Annotated in this window: 14 protein-coding genes; 13 read left to right on the top strand and 1 reads right to left on the bottom strand. The window is 33.3% G+C overall.

The annotated features are described in order from the left end of the window. Positions 1 to 32 precede the first annotated feature (32 nt). The 11 genes from Q4Q47_RS01085 to Q4Q47_RS01035 all read left to right on the top strand — a co-directional run bounded on the left by Q4Q47_RS01085 (position 33) and on the right by Q4Q47_RS01035 (position 13,229). Positions 33 to 896 (top strand): AraC family transcriptional regulator, encoded by an 864-nt coding sequence (locus tag Q4Q47_RS01085; protein WP_303304807.1) that lies wholly within the window; start codon positions 33 to 35, stop codon positions 894 to 896. Positions 897 to 1,161: 265 nt separating this feature from the next. Further along, positions 1,162 to 2,499 (top strand): L-fuconate dehydratase, encoded by a 1,338-nt coding sequence (locus tag Q4Q47_RS01080; RefSeq protein WP_303304806.1) that lies wholly within the window; start codon positions 1,162 to 1,164, stop codon positions 2,497 to 2,499. A gap of 106 nt (positions 2,500 to 2,605) precedes the next feature. Beyond that, on the top strand, positions 2,606 to 3,373 hold the full coding sequence (locus tag Q4Q47_RS01075; protein ID WP_303304805.1) for an SDR family NAD(P)-dependent oxidoreductase: 768 nt from the start codon (positions 2,606 to 2,608) through the stop codon (positions 3,371 to 3,373). A 95-nt stretch (positions 3,374 to 3,468) separates the two neighbouring features. Next, complete coding sequence (locus Q4Q47_RS01070; RefSeq protein WP_303304804.1) at positions 3,469 to 4,329, top strand: fumarylacetoacetate hydrolase family protein; 861 nt, start codon at positions 3,469 to 3,471, stop codon at positions 4,327 to 4,329. A gap of 3 nt (positions 4,330 to 4,332) precedes the next feature. After that, positions 4,333 to 5,793: a sulfatase-like hydrolase/transferase gene (locus Q4Q47_RS01065; protein ID WP_303304803.1), complete on the top strand. Its 1,461-nt coding sequence runs from the start codon at positions 4,333 to 4,335 to the stop codon at positions 5,791 to 5,793. A 174-nt stretch (positions 5,794 to 5,967) separates the two neighbouring features. Further along, entirely contained in the window at positions 5,968 to 7,386 is a 1,419-nt protein-coding gene (locus Q4Q47_RS01060; RefSeq protein ID WP_303304802.1) for an alpha-L-fucosidase, read from the top strand. 9 nt (positions 7,387 to 7,395) lie between these two features. Further along, a complete protein-coding gene (locus tag Q4Q47_RS01055; protein ID WP_303304801.1) occupies positions 7,396 to 9,498 on the top strand; it encodes an alpha-L-fucosidase in 2,103 nt (700 codons plus the stop codon). Between the two features lie 22 nt (positions 9,499 to 9,520). Next, the gene (locus tag Q4Q47_RS01050) at positions 9,521 to 10,300 is read left to right on the top strand and encodes an L-fucose dehydrogenase (protein ID WP_303304800.1); all 780 of its coding nucleotides are present in this window, start codon (positions 9,521 to 9,523) and stop codon (positions 10,298 to 10,300) included. A 76-nt stretch (positions 10,301 to 10,376) separates the two neighbouring features. Continuing rightward, a complete protein-coding gene (gene fucP / locus Q4Q47_RS01045) occupies positions 10,377 to 11,708 on the top strand; it encodes an L-fucose:H+ symporter permease (protein WP_303304799.1) in 1,332 nt (443 codons plus the stop codon). A 9-nt stretch (positions 11,709 to 11,717) separates the two neighbouring features. Then, positions 11,718 to 12,059 carry an L-rhamnose mutarotase gene (locus Q4Q47_RS01040; protein WP_303304798.1) on the top strand — a complete coding sequence of 114 codons (342 nt, stop codon included), beginning with the start codon at positions 11,718 to 11,720 and terminating at the stop codon, positions 12,057 to 12,059. An 18-nt stretch (positions 12,060 to 12,077) separates the two neighbouring features. Beyond that, positions 12,078 to 13,229, top strand: a complete 1,152-nt coding sequence (locus Q4Q47_RS01035; RefSeq protein WP_303304797.1) for an alpha-hydroxy acid oxidase — start codon at positions 12,078 to 12,080, stop codon at positions 13,227 to 13,229. A gap of 128 nt (positions 13,230 to 13,357) precedes the next feature. On the opposite strand, the gene Q4Q47_RS01030 is transcribed toward Q4Q47_RS01035, so the two are convergent. Beyond that, positions 13,358 to 13,993 (bottom strand): RNA polymerase sigma factor, encoded by a 636-nt coding sequence (locus Q4Q47_RS01030; RefSeq protein WP_303308430.1) that lies wholly within the window; start codon positions 13,991 to 13,993, stop codon positions 13,358 to 13,360. Between the two features lie 139 nt (positions 13,994 to 14,132). Here Q4Q47_RS01030 and Q4Q47_RS01025 point away from each other — a divergent pair, with 139 nt between their 5' ends. Together Q4Q47_RS01025 and Q4Q47_RS01020 are read left to right on the top strand one after the other, a co-directional pair. Next, a complete protein-coding gene (locus Q4Q47_RS01025; RefSeq protein ID WP_303304796.1) occupies positions 14,133 to 15,284 on the top strand; it encodes a FecR family protein in 1,152 nt (383 codons plus the stop codon). Between the two features lie 257 nt (positions 15,285 to 15,541). Then, on the top strand, positions 15,542 to 18,979 hold the full coding sequence (locus Q4Q47_RS01020; RefSeq protein ID WP_303304795.1) for a SusC/RagA family TonB-linked outer membrane protein: 3,438 nt from the start codon (positions 15,542 to 15,544) through the stop codon (positions 18,977 to 18,979). The last annotated feature ends 3 nt before the right edge of the window (positions 18,980 to 18,982 follow it).

Here is an 18,982-nt window from a genome sequence, read left to right as displayed (position 1 = left end):
TAAGAGTTTCAAGTTAAAAAAGTTAAATTATAATGAAGCCAAAACTTCTTAATAGGAGTAATCTCCAAAATAACTCCTTTGCAATTAGTTATAATAGCTACCCATATTTTTTAAAGGTTTGGCATTATCATACTGAGTTAGAATTGGTAGTTTTATTAGAAAGCACAGGTACTCGATTTATTGGAGATAGTGTTGAGAAATTTGATAAAGGTGAAATTGTTTTAATCGGGAAAAACCTTCCTCATATGTGGTTGAACGATGATAAATATTTTGAAGAGTCATCAACATTAAAGGCCGAAGCAATAGCGATACATTTTAAAGAAGGTTTTTTAGGCGATAATTTTTTTCAGAATCCAGAAATGAAACGCATTTTAGACTTACTAGATAGAGCATCATATGGCATTAAATTTGAAGAAAAAAATGCAAAAATCATTGAGAAAATTAAAGAATTATTATCTACTGGTGATGATTTTAAAAAAGTGATTCAATTTTTAGAAATTTTAAACGATTTATCACAATGTAAAAACTATAAGTTATTGTCTAGTACTGGGTTTGTAGATACCTTTAAAAAATCAGATAATAAAAATTTGTATAAACCTTATGAGTACATTTTCAATAACTTTAATAAATCAATATCTTTAAATGATGTAGCAGAAATAGCCAACATGAACCCTTCTTCTTTTAGTCGTTTTTTTAAGCGCGTGAATCGAAAAACATTTTCAAGATATTTAAATGAAATTAGAATTGGATACGCCTGCAAACTACTTATAGAAAATAAATATAGTATCACAGTTATTTGTTACGAATCAGGATTTAATAATGTGTCTAATTTTAATAGACAATTTAAAACAATAACTGGGTTCTCACCAACAGAATATCTTAAAAAACATATATAGCTAAATCAATATAAAATAACATGAATCTTCAGAGTAAAAAACCGAATTTCTTCGTTAAAAATACTCACCGTAACTAGGCTATGCTTACGTTTTTTGCCTTGAACTTTCTAAATATTCTATGCATTTTATATCGGCTTAGCTATATAAAAAACACAGTAAATTGATGGGTTTATATATCAAGGCAAAAAAAATATTAGTATAAGCACGATTATTGGTGGTTATATGAAAAGGTAAAAACTAATTTTGGCATAATAAATTTTTATATATGTCAAATTCAATCACAATTGTTGATATTCTAATTAAAGATATTCGCTTTCCAACGAGTAAATCTTTAGATGGATCAGACGCTATGAATCCTGATCCCGATTATTCTGCCGCTTATGTAATTTTAAAAACAGACCACCCTAGCAATATTGAAGGTCATGGATTGACTTTTACGATTGGTAGAGGTAATGAATTATGTGTTGCTGCGATACAATCATTATCTCATTTAATTGTTGGAAAGAAGTTGAATGAATTTACTTCTAACATGGGGGCATTCTGGAAAATGATTACAGGAGATAGCCAGTTACGTTGGTTAGGGCCGGAAAAAGGAGTTATTCATTTAGCAACTGGAGCTATTGTAAATGCTGTTTGGGATTTGTATGCTAAAGTAGAAGAAAAACCGCTTTGGAAGTTACTAGCAGATATGACTTCAGAAGAATTGGTAAAATGCATAGATTTCACGTATATTACTGATGCCATTACTCCAGAGGAAGCTTTGATATTATTGCAACAAAATGAAGCTACAAAAAAAGATAGAATTGATGTTTTATTAGAAAAAGGATATCCAGCATATACCACATCTGCAGGTTGGTTAGGTTATTCTGATAATAAGATGAGACGTTTATGTCAAGAAGCCAAAGTTGAAGGTTTCAAGCATATGAAAATAAAAGTGGGTTCGGATTTAGAAGACGATATGAGAAGAGCTGCTATTATTCGTGAAGAAATTGGAGATGATATACAATTAATGATGGATGCCAATCAAAAATGGGACGTAAACGAAGCGATCATCAATATGGAATCCTTAAAAAAGTTTAATCCTTATTGGATTGAAGAACCTACAAGTCCAGATGATGTTCTAGGACATGCCAAAATTGCCAAAGCAGTAGCTCCTATAAAAGTAGCTACAGGAGAACATTGTCAAAATAGAGTGGTATTTAAACAGTTAATGCAAGCCGGAGCCATTGAAATATGTCAGATAGATAGTTGTAGAGTTGGTGGTGTAAACGAGGTGTTGGCCATTTTATTAATGGCAGCAAAATTTAAAATTCCAGTTTGTCCACATGCAGGAGGTGTTGGATTGTGTGAATATGTACAACACCTTTCTATGATAGACTATATTGCAATAAGCGGATCTATGGAGCATAGAATTATTGAATATGTAGATCATTTACACGAACATTTTTTAGACCCAGTTGTAATAAAAGATGGGGCATATATGCCACCTAAATTGCCAGGGTATAGTATAACAATGAAAAAACAATCTTTGATAGATTACGAATTTCCAAAAGGAAAAGTTTGGCAAGAAATACAAAAAGAGGAATCATTAATAAGTAAGTAATAACATGAAACCGACATGATTAAAATAATTATTAAACTCTCTAGGGAATGATTATTTAAATCATCAAAGGTTGCATGTGATCAATAAAAACAGTAAATAAAAACACATGAAATTTAGTTTAAAAGAAAAAATAGCTATTGTAACTGGTGGTGGCAGTGGTATTGGTAAAGCAATCTCATTAGCATTGGCAGGACAGGGAGCTGTAGTACATGTTTTAGAGCTTAATTCAGATAATGCGAATGCAACAGTAAAAGAAATTGAAAATAATGGAGGCAAAGCAATAGCACACGGCTGTGATGTTTCTGATCAAAAAGATGTACAAAATGTATTAGGGTCTATAAATAATACCATAGATATTTTAGTCAATAATGCTGGAATTGCACATGTAGGAAATATAGAAGGCACTGAAGAATCAGATATGGATCGGATTTACAATGTAAATATAAAAGGTGTTTACAATTGTATGTATGCAGTTATTAGCAAGATGAAAGAAAAAGGAGGCGTTATTTTAAATATGGCTTCCATAGCATCATCAGTAGGAATTAAAGATCGATTTGCTTATTCAATGTCTAAAGGAGCCGTATTAACTATGACTTATTCCATAGCTAAAGATTATTTAGAATATGGAATTCGTTGTAATAGTATTTCTCCAGCAAGAATTCATACACCATTTGTAGATGGGTTTATCAATAAAAATTACCCAGGCAAAGAGGCAGAAATGTTTGAGAATTTATCAAAAACACAACCTATAGGCCGAATGGGTAAACCAGAAGAAGTAGGTAATCTAGCTTTGTATTTATGTTCAGATGAAGCCTCTTTTATAACAGGAACAGATTTTCCTATAGATGGGGGATTCATCAAACTAAATGGTTAATGAAACATTTAAGCTGCGTTTAAAAAGTCAAAAAAGATAAAATATTTTAGGCATCGACCATGCCAAGGTATAAGGTAAAATAAAAATATAAACAGATGAAATTAATAAGATTTGGAGTAGCAGGTAATGAAAAGCCAGGTATTCAATTGGCGAATGGTTCAAGAATAGATGTTTCAGCTTTTGGAGAAGATTTTGATGAAAATTTCTTCGGAACAGAAGGAACAGAGCGTTTAGCAACATGGTTGAAAACTAATGAGGCTAACTGTCCAACAGTAAGTGAAGATGTCCGTTTAGGATCACCATTTTGTCGCCCTTCAAAATTAGTATGTGTCGGGTTAAATTATGCAAAACACGCTGCAGAAGCTGGTATGGCAGTACCAAAAGAACCTGTGTTGTTTTTTAAATCTACTACAGCGATATGTGGACCTAATGATGATGTTATTATTCCTAAAAATTCAGAAAAAACAGATTGGGAAGTCGAATTAGCCATAGTAATTGGTAAAAAAGCATCATATGTTGAAGAAGCCGATGCTTTTAATCACATCGCTGGTTATGTACTTCATAATGACGTTTCAGAAAGAGCTTTTCAAATTGAAAAAGAAGGACAGTGGTGTAAAGGAAAAGGCTGTGATACTTTTGCTCCTGTAGGCCCATTTATTGTAACAAAAGATGAAATAAAAAACCCTAATAATTTAGAATTATGGTTAGATGTAAATGGAGAACGTTTACAACACTCATCAACGTCAGATTTTATTTTTAATGTACAAGAAGTGGTTTCGTACATTAGTCAATATATGACCTTGCTCCCTGGTGATGTTATTTCAACCGGAACACCTTTTGGTGTGGGATTAGGATTCAATCCTCCTAAATATTTAAAACCTGGTGATGTTATGGAATTAGGAATTGAAGGTTTAGGTACTTCAAAGCAAATAGCAAAAGCCTACACAGAAAATTAAAAAATGAAAAATTTAAAAAGATTAACAATACTAGTATTTTTTATCTTTTTAGGCTGTAAAGATCAGGCTCAAAAAGAAACGGTTGAAATTGGTATAAGCAAAAAGCCTAATATCATTTTCTTGTTTTCAGACGACCAAAGCTTTAAAGCCGTTCATGCTTTAGGAAATAAAGAAATTATAACCCCTACTATGGATAAATTGGTAGCCGACGGGACTACTTTTACCCATAGTTATAATATGGGTGGATGGAACGGTGCTATATGTCTTGCCTCCAGAGCCATGATGATTAGTGGGCGTTCTGTGTGGAGAGCTGAACAAGTTTCTGGGAATTATTCGAAAAATCAAGATTTAGACAAAACTTGGCCCAGATTAATGCAAACCCAAGGCTATGAAACCTATATGACTGGAAAATGGCACGTTCAGGCTAAGGCTGATTCTATTTTTAATCATGTAGGGCATGTGCTTCGCGGTATGCCTTATGATACGCCTGAAGGATATAACCGTCCACAAAATGTAAACGACACCTTATGGAAACCTTGGAAAAAAGAATTTGGCGGTTATTGGAAAGGTGGTAAACATTGGAGTGAATTGGTAAAAGAAGACGCCGTGTCTTTTATAGATCATGCTGCAAAAAAAGACAACCCGTTTTTTATGTACATTGCTTTTAATGCACCACACGATCCGAGACAATCGCCAAAAAAGTATGTAGATATGTATCCTTTAGATAGCGTTTCTGTGCCGGAAAGTTATATGCCTTTATATCCTTATGCAGAGACTATGGGTGCTGGTAAAAGTTTAAGAGATGAAAAATTAGCGCCATTTCCAAGAACGGAATATTCGGTAAAAGTAAACAGGCAAGAATATTATGCTATTACTACGCATTTAGACGATCAGATTAATGATATTTTAGAAGCGTTGGAGGGTAAAGGGTTAAGAGAGAATACCTATATTTTCTTTACATCAGATCATGGTTTGGCTATTGGAGAACATGGTCTTATGGGGAAACAGAATATGTACGACCACAGTATGAGAGTGCCTTTAATGGTAGTCGGTCCCGACATACCTAAAGGGAAAAAGGTAAACACAGATATCTATTTACAAGATGTTATGGCTACAACATTAGACCTTGCTGGTGTTGAAAAACCAGAATATATTGAGTTTAGTAGTTTTATCAATTTAGCAAAAGGCACACAAAGCCAAAGCAGATACAACAGTATTTATGGGGTTTATGAGAAAGGTTCGCAACGCATGATTAGAAAAAACAACTACAAATTGATTTTATACCCAAAATCAAAACAAGTCTTATTATATAATCTTGGGAAAGATCCTTTAGAATTAAAAGATTTGGCATCCGATCCTGAAAATTCAGCCAAAATAAAATCATTGTTTAAAGATTTAATTCAGTTACAAAAAGAAAAGGGAGATCCTTTAGATTTAGAATCGATTTATGAAAATGTAATATAATATAAAGAGAATAGATAGTCATCAACACATAAAGAAAAACTGAAAGTGCTAACAACAATTTTAACAAATTACCTGAAAACTGTAAAGGCTCAAATGCCTATAAATATAGAACAGATGAACAAGTGCCCTATCCTGCTGAAGTTTTTAATAAAACGTATTAAATAAATTATTTACATGAAAAAAACAATCTATTTTCTGGCTATAATGCTACTAATTTTATCTTGTCAAACCAAGAAAAAAACGGATGCTGTGCAAGTAGAGCAGCAACCAGTTAACTATTTAAAAGAATCGAAAGAAGCTTTTAATGAACGCATGGAATGGTGGCGAAAGGCGCGCTTCGGAATGTTTATTCATTGGGGCGTTTACTCAGTTCCTGCAGGCATTTATAAAGACAAACAAGTTAATGGAATAGGCGAGTGGATTATGCAAAATGGCCAAATTCCAGTAAAAGAATACGAGGCCTTTGCAAAACAATTCAATCCTGAAAAATTCAATGCAGATGCTTGGGCAAAAACCATGAAAGAAGCGGGAATGAAATATGTCGTTATTACTTCTAAGCATCATGACGGATTTGGGCTGTGGGATTCAAAAGTGTCTAATTACGATATTGTAGATTTTGCTCCTTATGGAAAAGATATTTTAAAAGCACTTTCGGAGGCATGTAAAAAGTACGATATTAAATTTGGGCTCTACCATTCTATTATGGATTGGCATCATGAAGATGCCCAGAAGTATTCTTACTTAAAAGACGATCCTAATAAACGAGAGAACAATAGCGAAAACTTCTCGAATTATTTAGAAAATTATATGAAACCTCAAATAAAAGAATTGATTGATAATTATGCCCCGTCTATTATGTGGTTTGATGGAGAATGGGTAGAAGAATTTACACATGATCAAGGAAAAGAACTGTATCAGTATGTACGGTCATTAAAACCCGATATTTTAATTAATAACCGTGTAGACAAAGGGCGTCAAGGTATGCAGGGTATGAACAAAAAAGACAGTGATTATGCTGGTGATTTTGGAACGCCTGAGCAAGAGATTTTAGAAACAGCAGCCGACACTGACTGGGAATCTTGCATGACCATGAATGATACTTGGGGATATAAGAAAAATGATCATAATTGGAAATCTACCGAGGTTTTAATTCATAATTTAATTGATGTCACAGCAAAAGGAGGTAATTATTTATTGAATGTAGGTCCAACTTCAGAAGGTATTATTCCAGAGCCAAGTGTTCAAAGATTGAAAAATATGGGAACATGGCTAAAAACCAATGGTATGGCCATTTATAAAACAGAACGGTTACAAAAAAATTATAAACAGGGAGATCACATTCGATTTACAAAGAAAAAAGGGAGTCATGATTTTTATGCTATGACACTAAAAAAACCTGAAGCTACATTCACATTAAAAAACTTAAAACCTAAAGCTGGTTCTTCTATCTATTTAATAGGAAACGAAACTAAGCTGCAATGGGAATTTGTAGAAGATGAAGGTATAAAAATTACCATCCCTAAAATATTACTAAATACTTGGAATGAAAATTCTTTTGCCTGGACTTTTCATATACAAGGCGAAGAAATTTAATATAGAACGATGAAAAAAAGTTATCTAAAAACCCTTCTAATAGGATTATTATTAGGTTTATGTTACTCATGTGCACAAAACGTTACAAAACCTAAACCATATGGCCCCATACCTACAGAACGTCAATTAGCGTGGCATGATATGGAATATTACGCTTTTATTCATTTCAATATGAATACATTTACAAATATGGAATGGGGTGATGGAAGTGAAAAACCGGCACAATTTAATCCAACAGCATTAGATGCTAAACAATGGGTTAAAACAATTAAAGACGCAGGAATGAAAGGGGTTATTATTACAGCAAAACATCATGATGGTTTTTGCTTATGGCCTTCAAAATACACAGAGCATTCTGTCAAAAATGCTCCTTGGAAAAATGGTCAAGGCGATGTGTTAAAAGATTTATCAGAAGCATGCGCTGCCTATGGATTAAAAATGGGCGTGTATTTATCGCCTTGGGATAGAAATCATGCCCAGTATGGAAAACCGGAATACGTAAGCTATTTTCACAATCAATTGCGAGAACTATTAACGAACTATGGGGACATTTTTGAAGTCTGGTTTGATGGTGCCAATGGTGGATCTGGATATTATGGAGGCGCTAATGAAACTCGTAAAATTGATAATAAAACCTATTACCAGTGGGATAAAGCCATTGAAATTGTAAGAGAATTGCAACCTAATGCAGTTATTTTCGGAGATGGTGGCCCTGGCGTTCGTTGGGTGGGAAATGAAGAAGGATGGGCTAATGAGACCAATTGGAGTTTATTAAGAAAAAAAGAAGTTTACCCTGGTTATTCAAAATATAAAGAGCTTCGTTCTGGTCATGAAGATGGTACACATTGGGTACCTGCAGAATGCGATGTATCTATTAGACCTGGTTGGTATTACCATCCGTCTGAAGATATTCAAGTAAAATCATTATCACATTTAGTAGATATTTATTATCAATCTATAGGTAGAAATGCCTCTTTATTGTTGAATTTACCTGTAGATCATAGAGGATTGGTACATGAAAAAGATGTAGAACAATTAATGGCATTGAAGCAACAAGTAGAGCAAGACTTTTCAAACAACATAGCTAAGAACATTAAAGTTACAGCAACCAATGTTAGAGGTAATAAGGCTTATTTTGAAGCAAGTAATACTATAGATGGTGATAAAAACACCTACTGGGCTACGGAAGATACGGTTACTGAAGCCTCTATGACGCTTGAATTTGAAACACCCACAGAAGTCAATAGAATTTTGCTTCAAGAATATATTAATTTAGGGCAACGCGTTTATGGATTTAATGTAGAAGCGGAAGTAAATGGGAACTGGGTAATCATCGATACGCAAACGACCATTGGGGTGAAAAGAATACTGCGCTTTGATACTATTAAAGCTTCAAAAATAAGAGTAAATATTACTGGTGCTAAAGCGTCTCCTCTTATTTCGAATATAGAACTATATAGAGCTCCAAATCTGTTAACACAGCCTGTCGTTAAAAGGGATAAAAAAGGTTTTGTTAGTATGGATGTTGCAGATAAAAATATTGATATTTATTATACTATCGATGGCACAGAACCTACGTCAAAATCAAATAAGTATAATGAACCTTTTTCGATTGATGCTCCAACTGTTATAAATGTCATTGCCTATGATGCTGAAAAAAGCAAACAGACAGTATCAAAAACAATTCATTATGATATTAGTAAAAAAGATTGGAAAGTTATAAAAGTAAGCTCTGGCAAACTTACTGATGCACATAAAATAATTGATGATAATCCAAATACCAGTTGGGCATCAAACGGTGAGAATACTCCAAATGAAGTTGTAATCGATTTAGGTAAAGTTTATCAACTTGAAGGGTTCACTTATACACCTGTACAGGGAAGGTGGCCTTACGGTATTGTATCAAACTATGAATTCTCCGTGAGTCAAAATAATAAAACATGGACTACCGCAATTACTGGAGAGTTTGGAAATATTAAAAACAGTCCTATTAAACAAACTGTTAGATTTAATACCTTAAAAGGAAGATATATAAAATTAAAAGGACTAAAAATTGTAGACAACGACAAAAGATTCTCTGCAAGTGAAATTGGCGTCATAACAAAACAATAATTAAATACAGTACTTGTGACCAATGGACTTAAAATTAAAAGATAAAGTTATTATTGTTACCGGAGGCTCTAAAGGCATTGGTAACGGTATTTGTAATGTACTAGCAACAGAAAATGCTATTCCTGTTATTGTAGGGAGAAATAAAAAAAATGTTTTAGATGCTGTGGAGGTCATAAAAAAAAATGGCGGAAATGCTTCTTATGCTTTTGCAGAACTTACCGATAAAGATCAATGTAAAGCAGCAATTGAGAAAGTCGTAGATGAATACGGAAGAATTGATGGCTTAGTAAATAATGCTGGTGTTAATGATGGTGTTGGTTTAGAAAATGGAAATTATGAAGATTTTTTACAGTCTATAAGCCGTAATCTAACACATTATTATTTAATGGCACATTATGCATTACCCGAACTCAAAAAAAGTAAGGGTTCTATAGTCAATATTGGGTCTAAAACGGCTATAACTGGTCAGGGAGGAACTTCTGGTTATGCTGCGGCTAATGGGGGACGTAATGCCCTGACCAGAGAATGGGCCGTAGAATTATTGCCTTACGGTATTCGCACAAATGCTGTTATTGTTGCCGAATGCTATACACCTTTGTATGACAGATGGATTAAGACTTTTGATAATCCTGAAGAAAAACTAAAATCTATTACAGAAAAAATACCTTTAGAAAAGAGGATGACAACCACAGAAGAAATAGCAAACATGGTTGTCTTTTTATTGTCGGAAAAGTCTAGCCATACCACCGGTCAATTAATTCATGTTGATGGAGGCTATACTCATTTAGATAGAAGTATTTGACGCTCGTCGAAAAAATACACTTAGATCTATCGCAAATGATTATTTTAAAAAATTATTAAAATAAAAACTGTTCTATATGAATACCATTAAAAAAATGCCAGTAGTATCTAAAAAGGTACTAATTCCTTTTATTCTAGTCACCTCATTATTTGCCTTATGGGGCTTTGCTAATGCTGTAACCGATCCTATGGTTCAGGCTTTTAAAAAAGTATTAGAATTATCTAACTCTCAGGCTGCTTGGGTCCAAATGGCATTTTATGGTGGTTATTTTTGTATGGCATTACCAGCGGCCATGTTTATGAGAAAATATTCTTATAAAGTGGGTATTTTAATAGGTCTGGCATTGTATGCTACAGGAGCACTTTTATTTTATCCTGCAGCACAATCTGAAAGTTTTATGTTTTTCTGTTTAGGTCTGTACATTCTAACTTTTGGATTAGCGTTTTTAGAAACAGCTGCTAACCCATATATTTTAGCTATGGGTGCCAAGGAAAATGCAACCCAACGCTTAAATCTAGCCCAAGCCTTTAATCCGGTAGGACTTATTGCTGGATTATTTGTAGCTCAACAGTTTGTATTGAAAAATTTGCAATCGGATGATATCGAGGATTTTAGTGCTTTAGATGAAGCTTCAAAAGTTTTAATTAAAACTTCCGACTTATTAGTAATTCGTAATCCTTATGTTATTTTAGGACTCGTGTTAATAGGCGTGTTTGTCTTATTTTTAGTGAGCAAAATGCCACAATCCAAAGACGAAGGCGGGATGCCTAGTATTGGTGATACTTTTGCAACTTTAGGAAAAAACACTAAATATGTTCTTGGCGTTTTAGCCCAAATTTTATATGTAGGAGCTCAAATTATGTGTTGGACTTACATTTATCAATATGCAGAAGCTATTGGTATAGATAGTGTTACTGCCGGATACTATCAAATGGTAGCATTTTTCTTGTTTATTATTGGTCGCGCCATTGGAACTTACATGTTACGTTTTATGAGTTCGGGTAAACTGCTTATGTATTTTGCAGTATTATCAATAGTTTTAATAATAGGTACTATGTACATAACGGGTGTTATAGGCTTATATGCTCTAGTAGGAGTTTCATTCTTTATGTCGTTGATGTTTCCAACCATATACGGAATTGCGTTAGGAGATCTAACCGAAGAACAGTCTAAAGTAGGTTCTGCCGGGTTGGTAATGGCTATTGTTGGAGGTGCTTTAATGCCAAAGCTACAAGGTATGATTATAGATGCTGGTGGTAATGGTGTTGCTGACACAAAAATAATGGGCGTATCTGAAGTTAATTTTTCATTCATTTTACCACTACTATGCTTTATTTATATTGCCTGGTACGGATTAAGAGTTTATAAAAGACATGAAGCTACCGATGATGTTTTACACCATGCCTAAGCATTAAAAATGGAAAAATTAAAGAGACATTGTTTTGCTTTAGATTTGGTCGATGACCCAAAATCGATTGCCGAATATAAAAAATACCATGAAAAAATTTGGCCAGAGATTACGACTAGCATTATAAATTCGGGAATTAAAGTCTTAGAAATTTATTGTATTGGCAATCGACTGTTTATGATTATGGAAGTTGATGATGGCTTTTCTTTTGAAAGAAAATCTAAAATGGATGCCGAGAATAAAAAAGTACAAGAATGGGAAACGTTAATGTGGAAATACCAACAAGCATTACCAATAGCCAACCCAGGTGAAAAATGGCTATTAATGGATAGAATATATAATTTAACATAGAATATAATATTAAAAGATATGAAATTACATTATAATTATAAATATCCATCCATTGAAGATTTAAGGGAAAAGGCAAAGAAAAGAATTCCCAAATTTGCTTTCGAATATCTAGATGGAGGTTGCAATGAAGATGTAAATCTTTATAAGAATACTGCAGAAATTAGAGACGTAGAATTACTTCCTGAATATTTAAGTAAGCATGTCAAATCTGATATGAAAACAGAATTATTTGGTCATGTTTATGATGCCCCTTTTGGAATAGCTCCTGTTGGTTTACAAGGGCTTATGTGGCCTAATTCTCCTGAAATATTAGCGAAAGCAGCTTTTAAACACAATATACCCTTTATATTGAGTACAGTAACAACCAGTTCTATTGAAACGATTGGTGAGCTTACAGAAGGCAAGGCATGGTTTCAATTGTATCATCCAGCCGAAAATAGTTTACGAGACGATATTTTAAAAAGGTGTGAACAAACAGGTTATGATACTTTAGTGATCTTGTGCGACGTACCGACTTTTGGTTACCGCCCAAGAGATATTAGAAACGGATTGGCCATGCCTCCAAAAATGACAATGAAAAACATATTGCAAGTTCTCGGAAAACCTAGCTGGGCCTTGCAGACTCTAAAGCATGGGCAACCAAGCTTTGAAATTCTAAAACCGTATATGCCGAAAAATTTAGATTTAAAACAGTTGGGGAAATTTATGGACCAAACATTTTCCGGCAGATTAAATGAAGAAAAAATAAAGCCTATTCGTGACATGTGGAAAGGTAAATTGGTACTTAAAGGTGTCGCTAATGAAATTGATGCTGAAAAAGCTATTCAGTTAGGATTAGATGGCATTATTGTATCAAATCATGGAGGCAGACAATTAGATGCCGGTGAATCTACAATAAAGCCTTTAACCAGAATTGCAGAAAAGTATAGCAATGACATAAAAGTAATGATGGATAGTGGTATTCGTTCTGGCCCGGACGTTGCAAGGTCTTTAGCAAGTGGTGCCGAGTTTACCTTTATGGGGCGTTCTTTCATGTATGGTGTTGCCGCTTTAGGTAGCCAAGGGGGGGATCATACAATCTCTATTTTAAAAACACAATTGCAACAAGTCATGGAACAAATATGCTGTGAAAAGATAGAAGATTTTCCTGAACATTTAATAACAAAATAATATGTTATACAAGTTATATTTTAAAATGGTACAGAAAACGAGATTGCTTTTGTGTCCCATTTTAAAATATAACTGGTACTATTGAATTTTGAATGAATTTATAAAGATGCGAGTTCTATATTCGAGAGTTAACTTTTAAGAAAAGAATTACTAGAAGTAAAGCTCTGTTTAAGAATATTATGCTTTGAAATCAATTGATTCTGTTTAGGATGCATACCAAATAGTAAAAACAGAATGGTATGCATTTTTTCGCCTACTTTTTTACGAATAATAGAAAAAGCTCTTGTCATCTGACGTTCTACAGCTTTTATAGAAACTTTCAAATATTGCGCAATTTCTACATTTGTTAAACCCTCCTGTTTACTTAATAAGAACATTTCTTTGCATTTAGGAGGTAAGTGTTGAATTTCTTGTTTTACTAAAGTAATTAAATTTGCAATTTCAGTTGTATCCTCTTCTTCCGTAATAGTGTTCAATCTGCTATTATAGTATTCTTCTACTACGGTTAGAGCCATTTTTTTTCGATATTGGTCAATAAACTCATTATAAACAGATCGGTATAAAAAGCCTTTAATAGAAAATTTCGAATTTAATTTTTCTCGTTGCTCCCAAAGTTTTAAAAATACATTTTGAACAATGTCCTCTGCTGTGTGTATATCTCGTGAAAGACTGCCAGCATATACGCAAAGTTCATGATGGTAAATATCAACAAGGTAATTATAAGCCTCTTGATTCCCTTTTTTTAGCTTTTTTAAAAATTCGATGTTATTTGAATGCTTGATTTTCAGAAGTTTGAGAGGTGTGAGTTATTATAAGGATAGCGTAAAGATAAAAAATAATTTTTATAAGAAGCGTGGGGTATTAAAAAGGGCAAACGTTTTATATATAAGAAGCATGTATCAAATGAATGAAAAAATTGAAAATATAATTGTTAAATTTTTGACAAATGGAGCAAATGAAGAAGAATTGGAAAAATTATCAAATTGGCTTAAAATCAAAGATAATGCTCAATTTTTTGATCATTATATAAAGACAAATTATGCACTAGATATGAATATGAACGAGTTTGATAGCAAAGGAGTTAAGAAAGCCTTGATGGAAAAAATTAAGCAAGACAAGCGTATATTTTATAAGCTCAAAATTCATAAAGTGATGAAATATGCTGCTGTGGCAGTTGTTTTTTTGGGGCTAGGCTACTTCTATCAACATGGGGTTTTTGAAAATGATTTAGAAATGACTCCTCCAAGTGAAAATATTACGCTACAACTAGAAAATGGGAATATAGAAATCATAAATGAAGATGGTTCTAGTAAAATAGTCGATGCTCAAGGTAATGTGGTAGGATCTCAAAATGGAACTCAATTAGTATATAACAACGATAATAATTTAGAATCTTTAGTTTATAATACGTTAACAGTCCCTTATGGGAAACGTTCTAAGGTTCATTTATCAGACGGAACTGTTGTAAATCTTAATGCTGGTACGTCCCTAAAATTTCCCGTTAAATTCATTGAAGGTAAAGATCGTGAAGTATTTGTACAAGGAGGAGAGGCTTATTTTGATGTAACTAAAGATATAAAACATCCATTTATCGTTAATGCAAATGAAATAGGCATAAGAGTATTGGGTACAAAGTTTAATATTTCTTCGTATCCGGAAGATGAAGATATTAGTACGGTATTAGTAGAAGGATCGGTAAGTATTTATAACAAAAAAGAATCCTATACCCCTGAGAACGCAACCTTATTAAAACCTGGATTTAAGGCAGATTGGGGTAAAAGTAAAAATGAAATTACAATTGAAGAAGCTGACGTAGAAATGTATACAGCTTGGATTAAAGGAAAAATTATTTTCCGACACATACCATTTAAAAATATCATAAAAAAACTAGAGAGGCACTATAACGTAGTTATTATAAATAATAATAAGAAATTGGATGAAAAATTAATCACGACTAGCTTCGATGTTGAAACAATTGAAGAAGTGTTTAAAATATTAAAAGAAATTAATGATATAGACTATACCATCAATAAAAATCAAATAATAATTAACTAACCAAAAAAACAATTTGCCTATGAAATAAAAACACAATATCATTTACTAGGGTATCTTAATTGAATGATAGAATATATGCCTTAGTTTTAGAAAAGTCACTATTTAAAAGTTGAATGATTAGATTCTATTAGAATTAGATCAACTAACTATTTTGGAAACCCAAAATAGAATTACAAAAAAACGGAAGATGCAGCGAACACCTTCCGATTATAATTGTAGTGATTATATAAATAACCACTTAAAAACATAACAAAAATATGAAAAAAGTACTTAAGTTAAAGAAGCTCGCTTCTTTTTCATTAAAATTTGACTTAAAAATGAAACTAACTACGCTCTTACTGATAGCTTCTTTATTCCAGCTTCAAGCCAATGAGTCGTATGCACAAAAAACAAAAATTACGCTCGATCTTGAAAATGTGAGTTTAGAAAAAGTGTTTGATAAAATAGAATCACTTACAGAATTTAAATTTAGCTATAATGATAATGAGGTCGACTATCAAAAAATAGTTTCTGTAAAAGTAAAAAAGAAACAAATATCATCAGTTTTAGAATTATTATTAAAGAACACTAATATTATATTTAAAGTAGTCGATAGACATATTATTCTTGAGTATAATAATACTTTACCAGTACGTGTAAATGATGCCCCTGTTAATGTCAGAGAGCAGCAAAAACACCCCATTAATGGGACTGTTAATGATAATAATGGGCAGCCTTTGCCAGGAGCAAATATTGCTGAAAAAGGAACCACTAACGGAACACAAACTGATTTTGATGGTAAATTCTCAATTGATTTAAGTAGCGATAATGCGACACTTATAATTTCTTACGTAGGGTTTATAAAACAAGAGGTTTTAGTAAACGGGCAAACAAATATTGCTATTACATTACAAGAAGATACAGCCGCGTTAGATGAAGTGGTGGTAGTTGGATATGGGGCTCAATCCCGTAAAAAAGTAACAGGCGCCATTGCATCAGTGAAATCGGAGCAAATAGAAGATCTTCCGGTAACCAGTTTTGATCAAGCTTTAGCAGGTCAAGTAACGGGAGTTCAGGTTTCTGCAGGAACAGGAAGCCCTGGAGTATCTTCAGATATTAAAGTGAGAGGTGTTGGAACAATAACAGCTGGAACATCACCATTATTAGTTATTGACGGTTTCCCTGCAGAAAGTATTAATTTGAGTGATATAAACCCAAATGATATAGCATCCATTCAGGTATTAAAAGACGCAGCATCTGCTGCAATTTATGGATCAAGAGGATCTAATGGGGTTATTTTGGTATCTACAAAACAAGGAAAACAGGGTAAAACTCAATTTAGTTTTAACGCCTATACTGGGTATCAAAAAGTTTCTAGCACCTATGACTTAGCAAACGCATATCAATGGGCTGAATTTCAAACAGAAAATTTTCAAAATCAAGGCGTATTTGCTCCAGATTATGTCCCAGATGTATATCAACCTTATTTAGCAGGTACTCTTGGACTAACCGATACTGATTGGCAAGATGAGATATATATAACTGCACCTATTAGTAGTTATCAATTTTCAGCAAGAGGTGGTAATGAGGATACTAAGTTTTCTGTGTCAGGAGAATATTTTGACCAAGATGGAATCATTATTAGTACAGATTTTAAAAGGTATAGTTTCAGAACAAATTTAACCTCCAATATTTATAAGAATCCAGAAAGTTCCTTTTTGAAAAATGTTAAATTAGGCGTAAATATCGCTCCTTCTTATTCTACTAATAATAAAGTGTCAGAAAATCATCATGGAGATGACGGTATTGTAATTATAACGCAATTTGCATACCCAAATTTTGCGCCTTATAACCCAGATGGATCTTTCGCTATAAGTGAACAAATCATATTCGGACAATCACCAACGGGGTTACAGAATAATGGAGCTAGATTTGAAAACACTGTGGCTATGGCCATTCAAACAGAACGTGTTCAAAGAAGGTTTAATGTAATTGGAAGTACTTATTTAGATTTTACACTAATAGATAATTTAAATTTTAAAACTTATTTTGGATTAAATTATTCCGATAGTGAGCTAAGTAAGTTTAGACCATCAAGTATTGGTACCAGAAGAAATAGAGCATCAGTTGCAGCAGTGGGAAGATTGGATGAAGGTAATATTTTCAATTATATAACGGAGAACACATTTAATTTTAAGAAAACATTTGGTGAAGATCATAATGTCGATGTTTTGGCTGGATATTCTTTCCAAAAAGAAAGGTTATTTTCAAGTTTTTTAACAAGTACAAACGCTAGTGCTAACGATTTTTCAACATTTAATGGCTCTAATGTTATTACTGGAGGAGATACACTTGAAGAAGAGTGGTCTTTAATTTCATATATCAGTAGGTTGAATTATGACTATAAAGGAAAGTATTTATTAAGTGCTTCTTTTAGACGTGATGGTTCATCAAGATTTGGTGATAACTCAAAATGGGGTAATTTCCCATCAGTTTCACTGGGATGGAGAATGGGTGAAGAAGACTTTTTACAAGATAGTGAAACCATTAGCGATTTAAAGCTTCGAGCAAGTTGGGGTATTACGGGAAATAATTCAATTGGTAATTATGGAGGTATCGCCTTATTAGATGCTGCTAATTATGAAAATCTTGGAGGTCTTTCAGCAGACACATCACCTAATGCTAACCTTTCTTGGGAAGAAACGTCTCAAATTGATATTGGTATAGACTTGGGTCTTTTTAACAATAAAATTTCAATTATTGCCGATTATTACAAGTCTACAACAGATGGGTTGTTATTAGATGTTCCAGTGCCTTCTCAAACGGGTTTCACTTCATCCCTACAAAATTTAGGAGAAGTTGAAAATAAAGGGTTTGAATTTGCAATTTCTGCTAATAATATTAAGCTAGGTGAAGTAGAATGGTCTTCATCATTCAATATTTCTACTAATAAGAACAAGGTCATTTCATTAGGTACAGACCAAACGCAAATCATTTCTAAGCATCATAAAACAGAAGTAGGACGACCATTGGGTGAGTTTTATGGATGGAATATTATAGGCGTTTACGATACACAAGCAGAAATTGATGCATCTGCGCATGTAACATCGGGGCGTGGTACAACTCCAGGAGATTATCAAATTGAGGATGTTAATGGAGATGGGCAGATTGACAATGATGATAGAAAAGTAATAGGTAACCCTAACCCTGATTTTACATATGGGTTTTCAACTACCTTTAAGTATAAAGGTTTTGATTTAACAGCTCTACTACAAGGTACTGTTGGACATGATATTTTAAACTTTAACTATTTCTTTGCAACTTTAGAAGGAGGTTTTGGGAACGCATTGGCTGAGCGTGTAGAAGGACGTTGGCAATCACCTTCAAATCCAGGTACAGGCTTTGCAAGAGCTGGAAATAATGGGGCTTTCTATGACAGGTCGAGCAGAATTATCGAAGACGGGGATTTCTTGAGGTTTAGAAACATTACTCTAGGTTATACCTTAGATTCTAAGATTTCTGAAAAAGTTGGAATCGAAAAAGCAAGAATTTACTTTTCATCAATAAATCCATTTACGTTTACTGACTATTCTGGAAGTAATCCAGAGGTAAATTCAAGTGTTGGTGGTAATGCAAATCCATTGCAACCTGGTCTTGATTGGGGTGGCTATCCTACAGCAAAATCTTTCACAGTAGGACTTAATCTAACATTTTAATCA

The organism is Flavivirga spongiicola (assembly GCF_030540825.1).
Classification (GTDB): domain Bacteria; phylum Bacteroidota; class Bacteroidia; order Flavobacteriales; family Flavobacteriaceae; genus Flavivirga; species Flavivirga spongiicola.
Note: the sequence above shows the minus strand (reverse complement) of the source record. Positions and strands in the feature narration are given on the sequence as shown.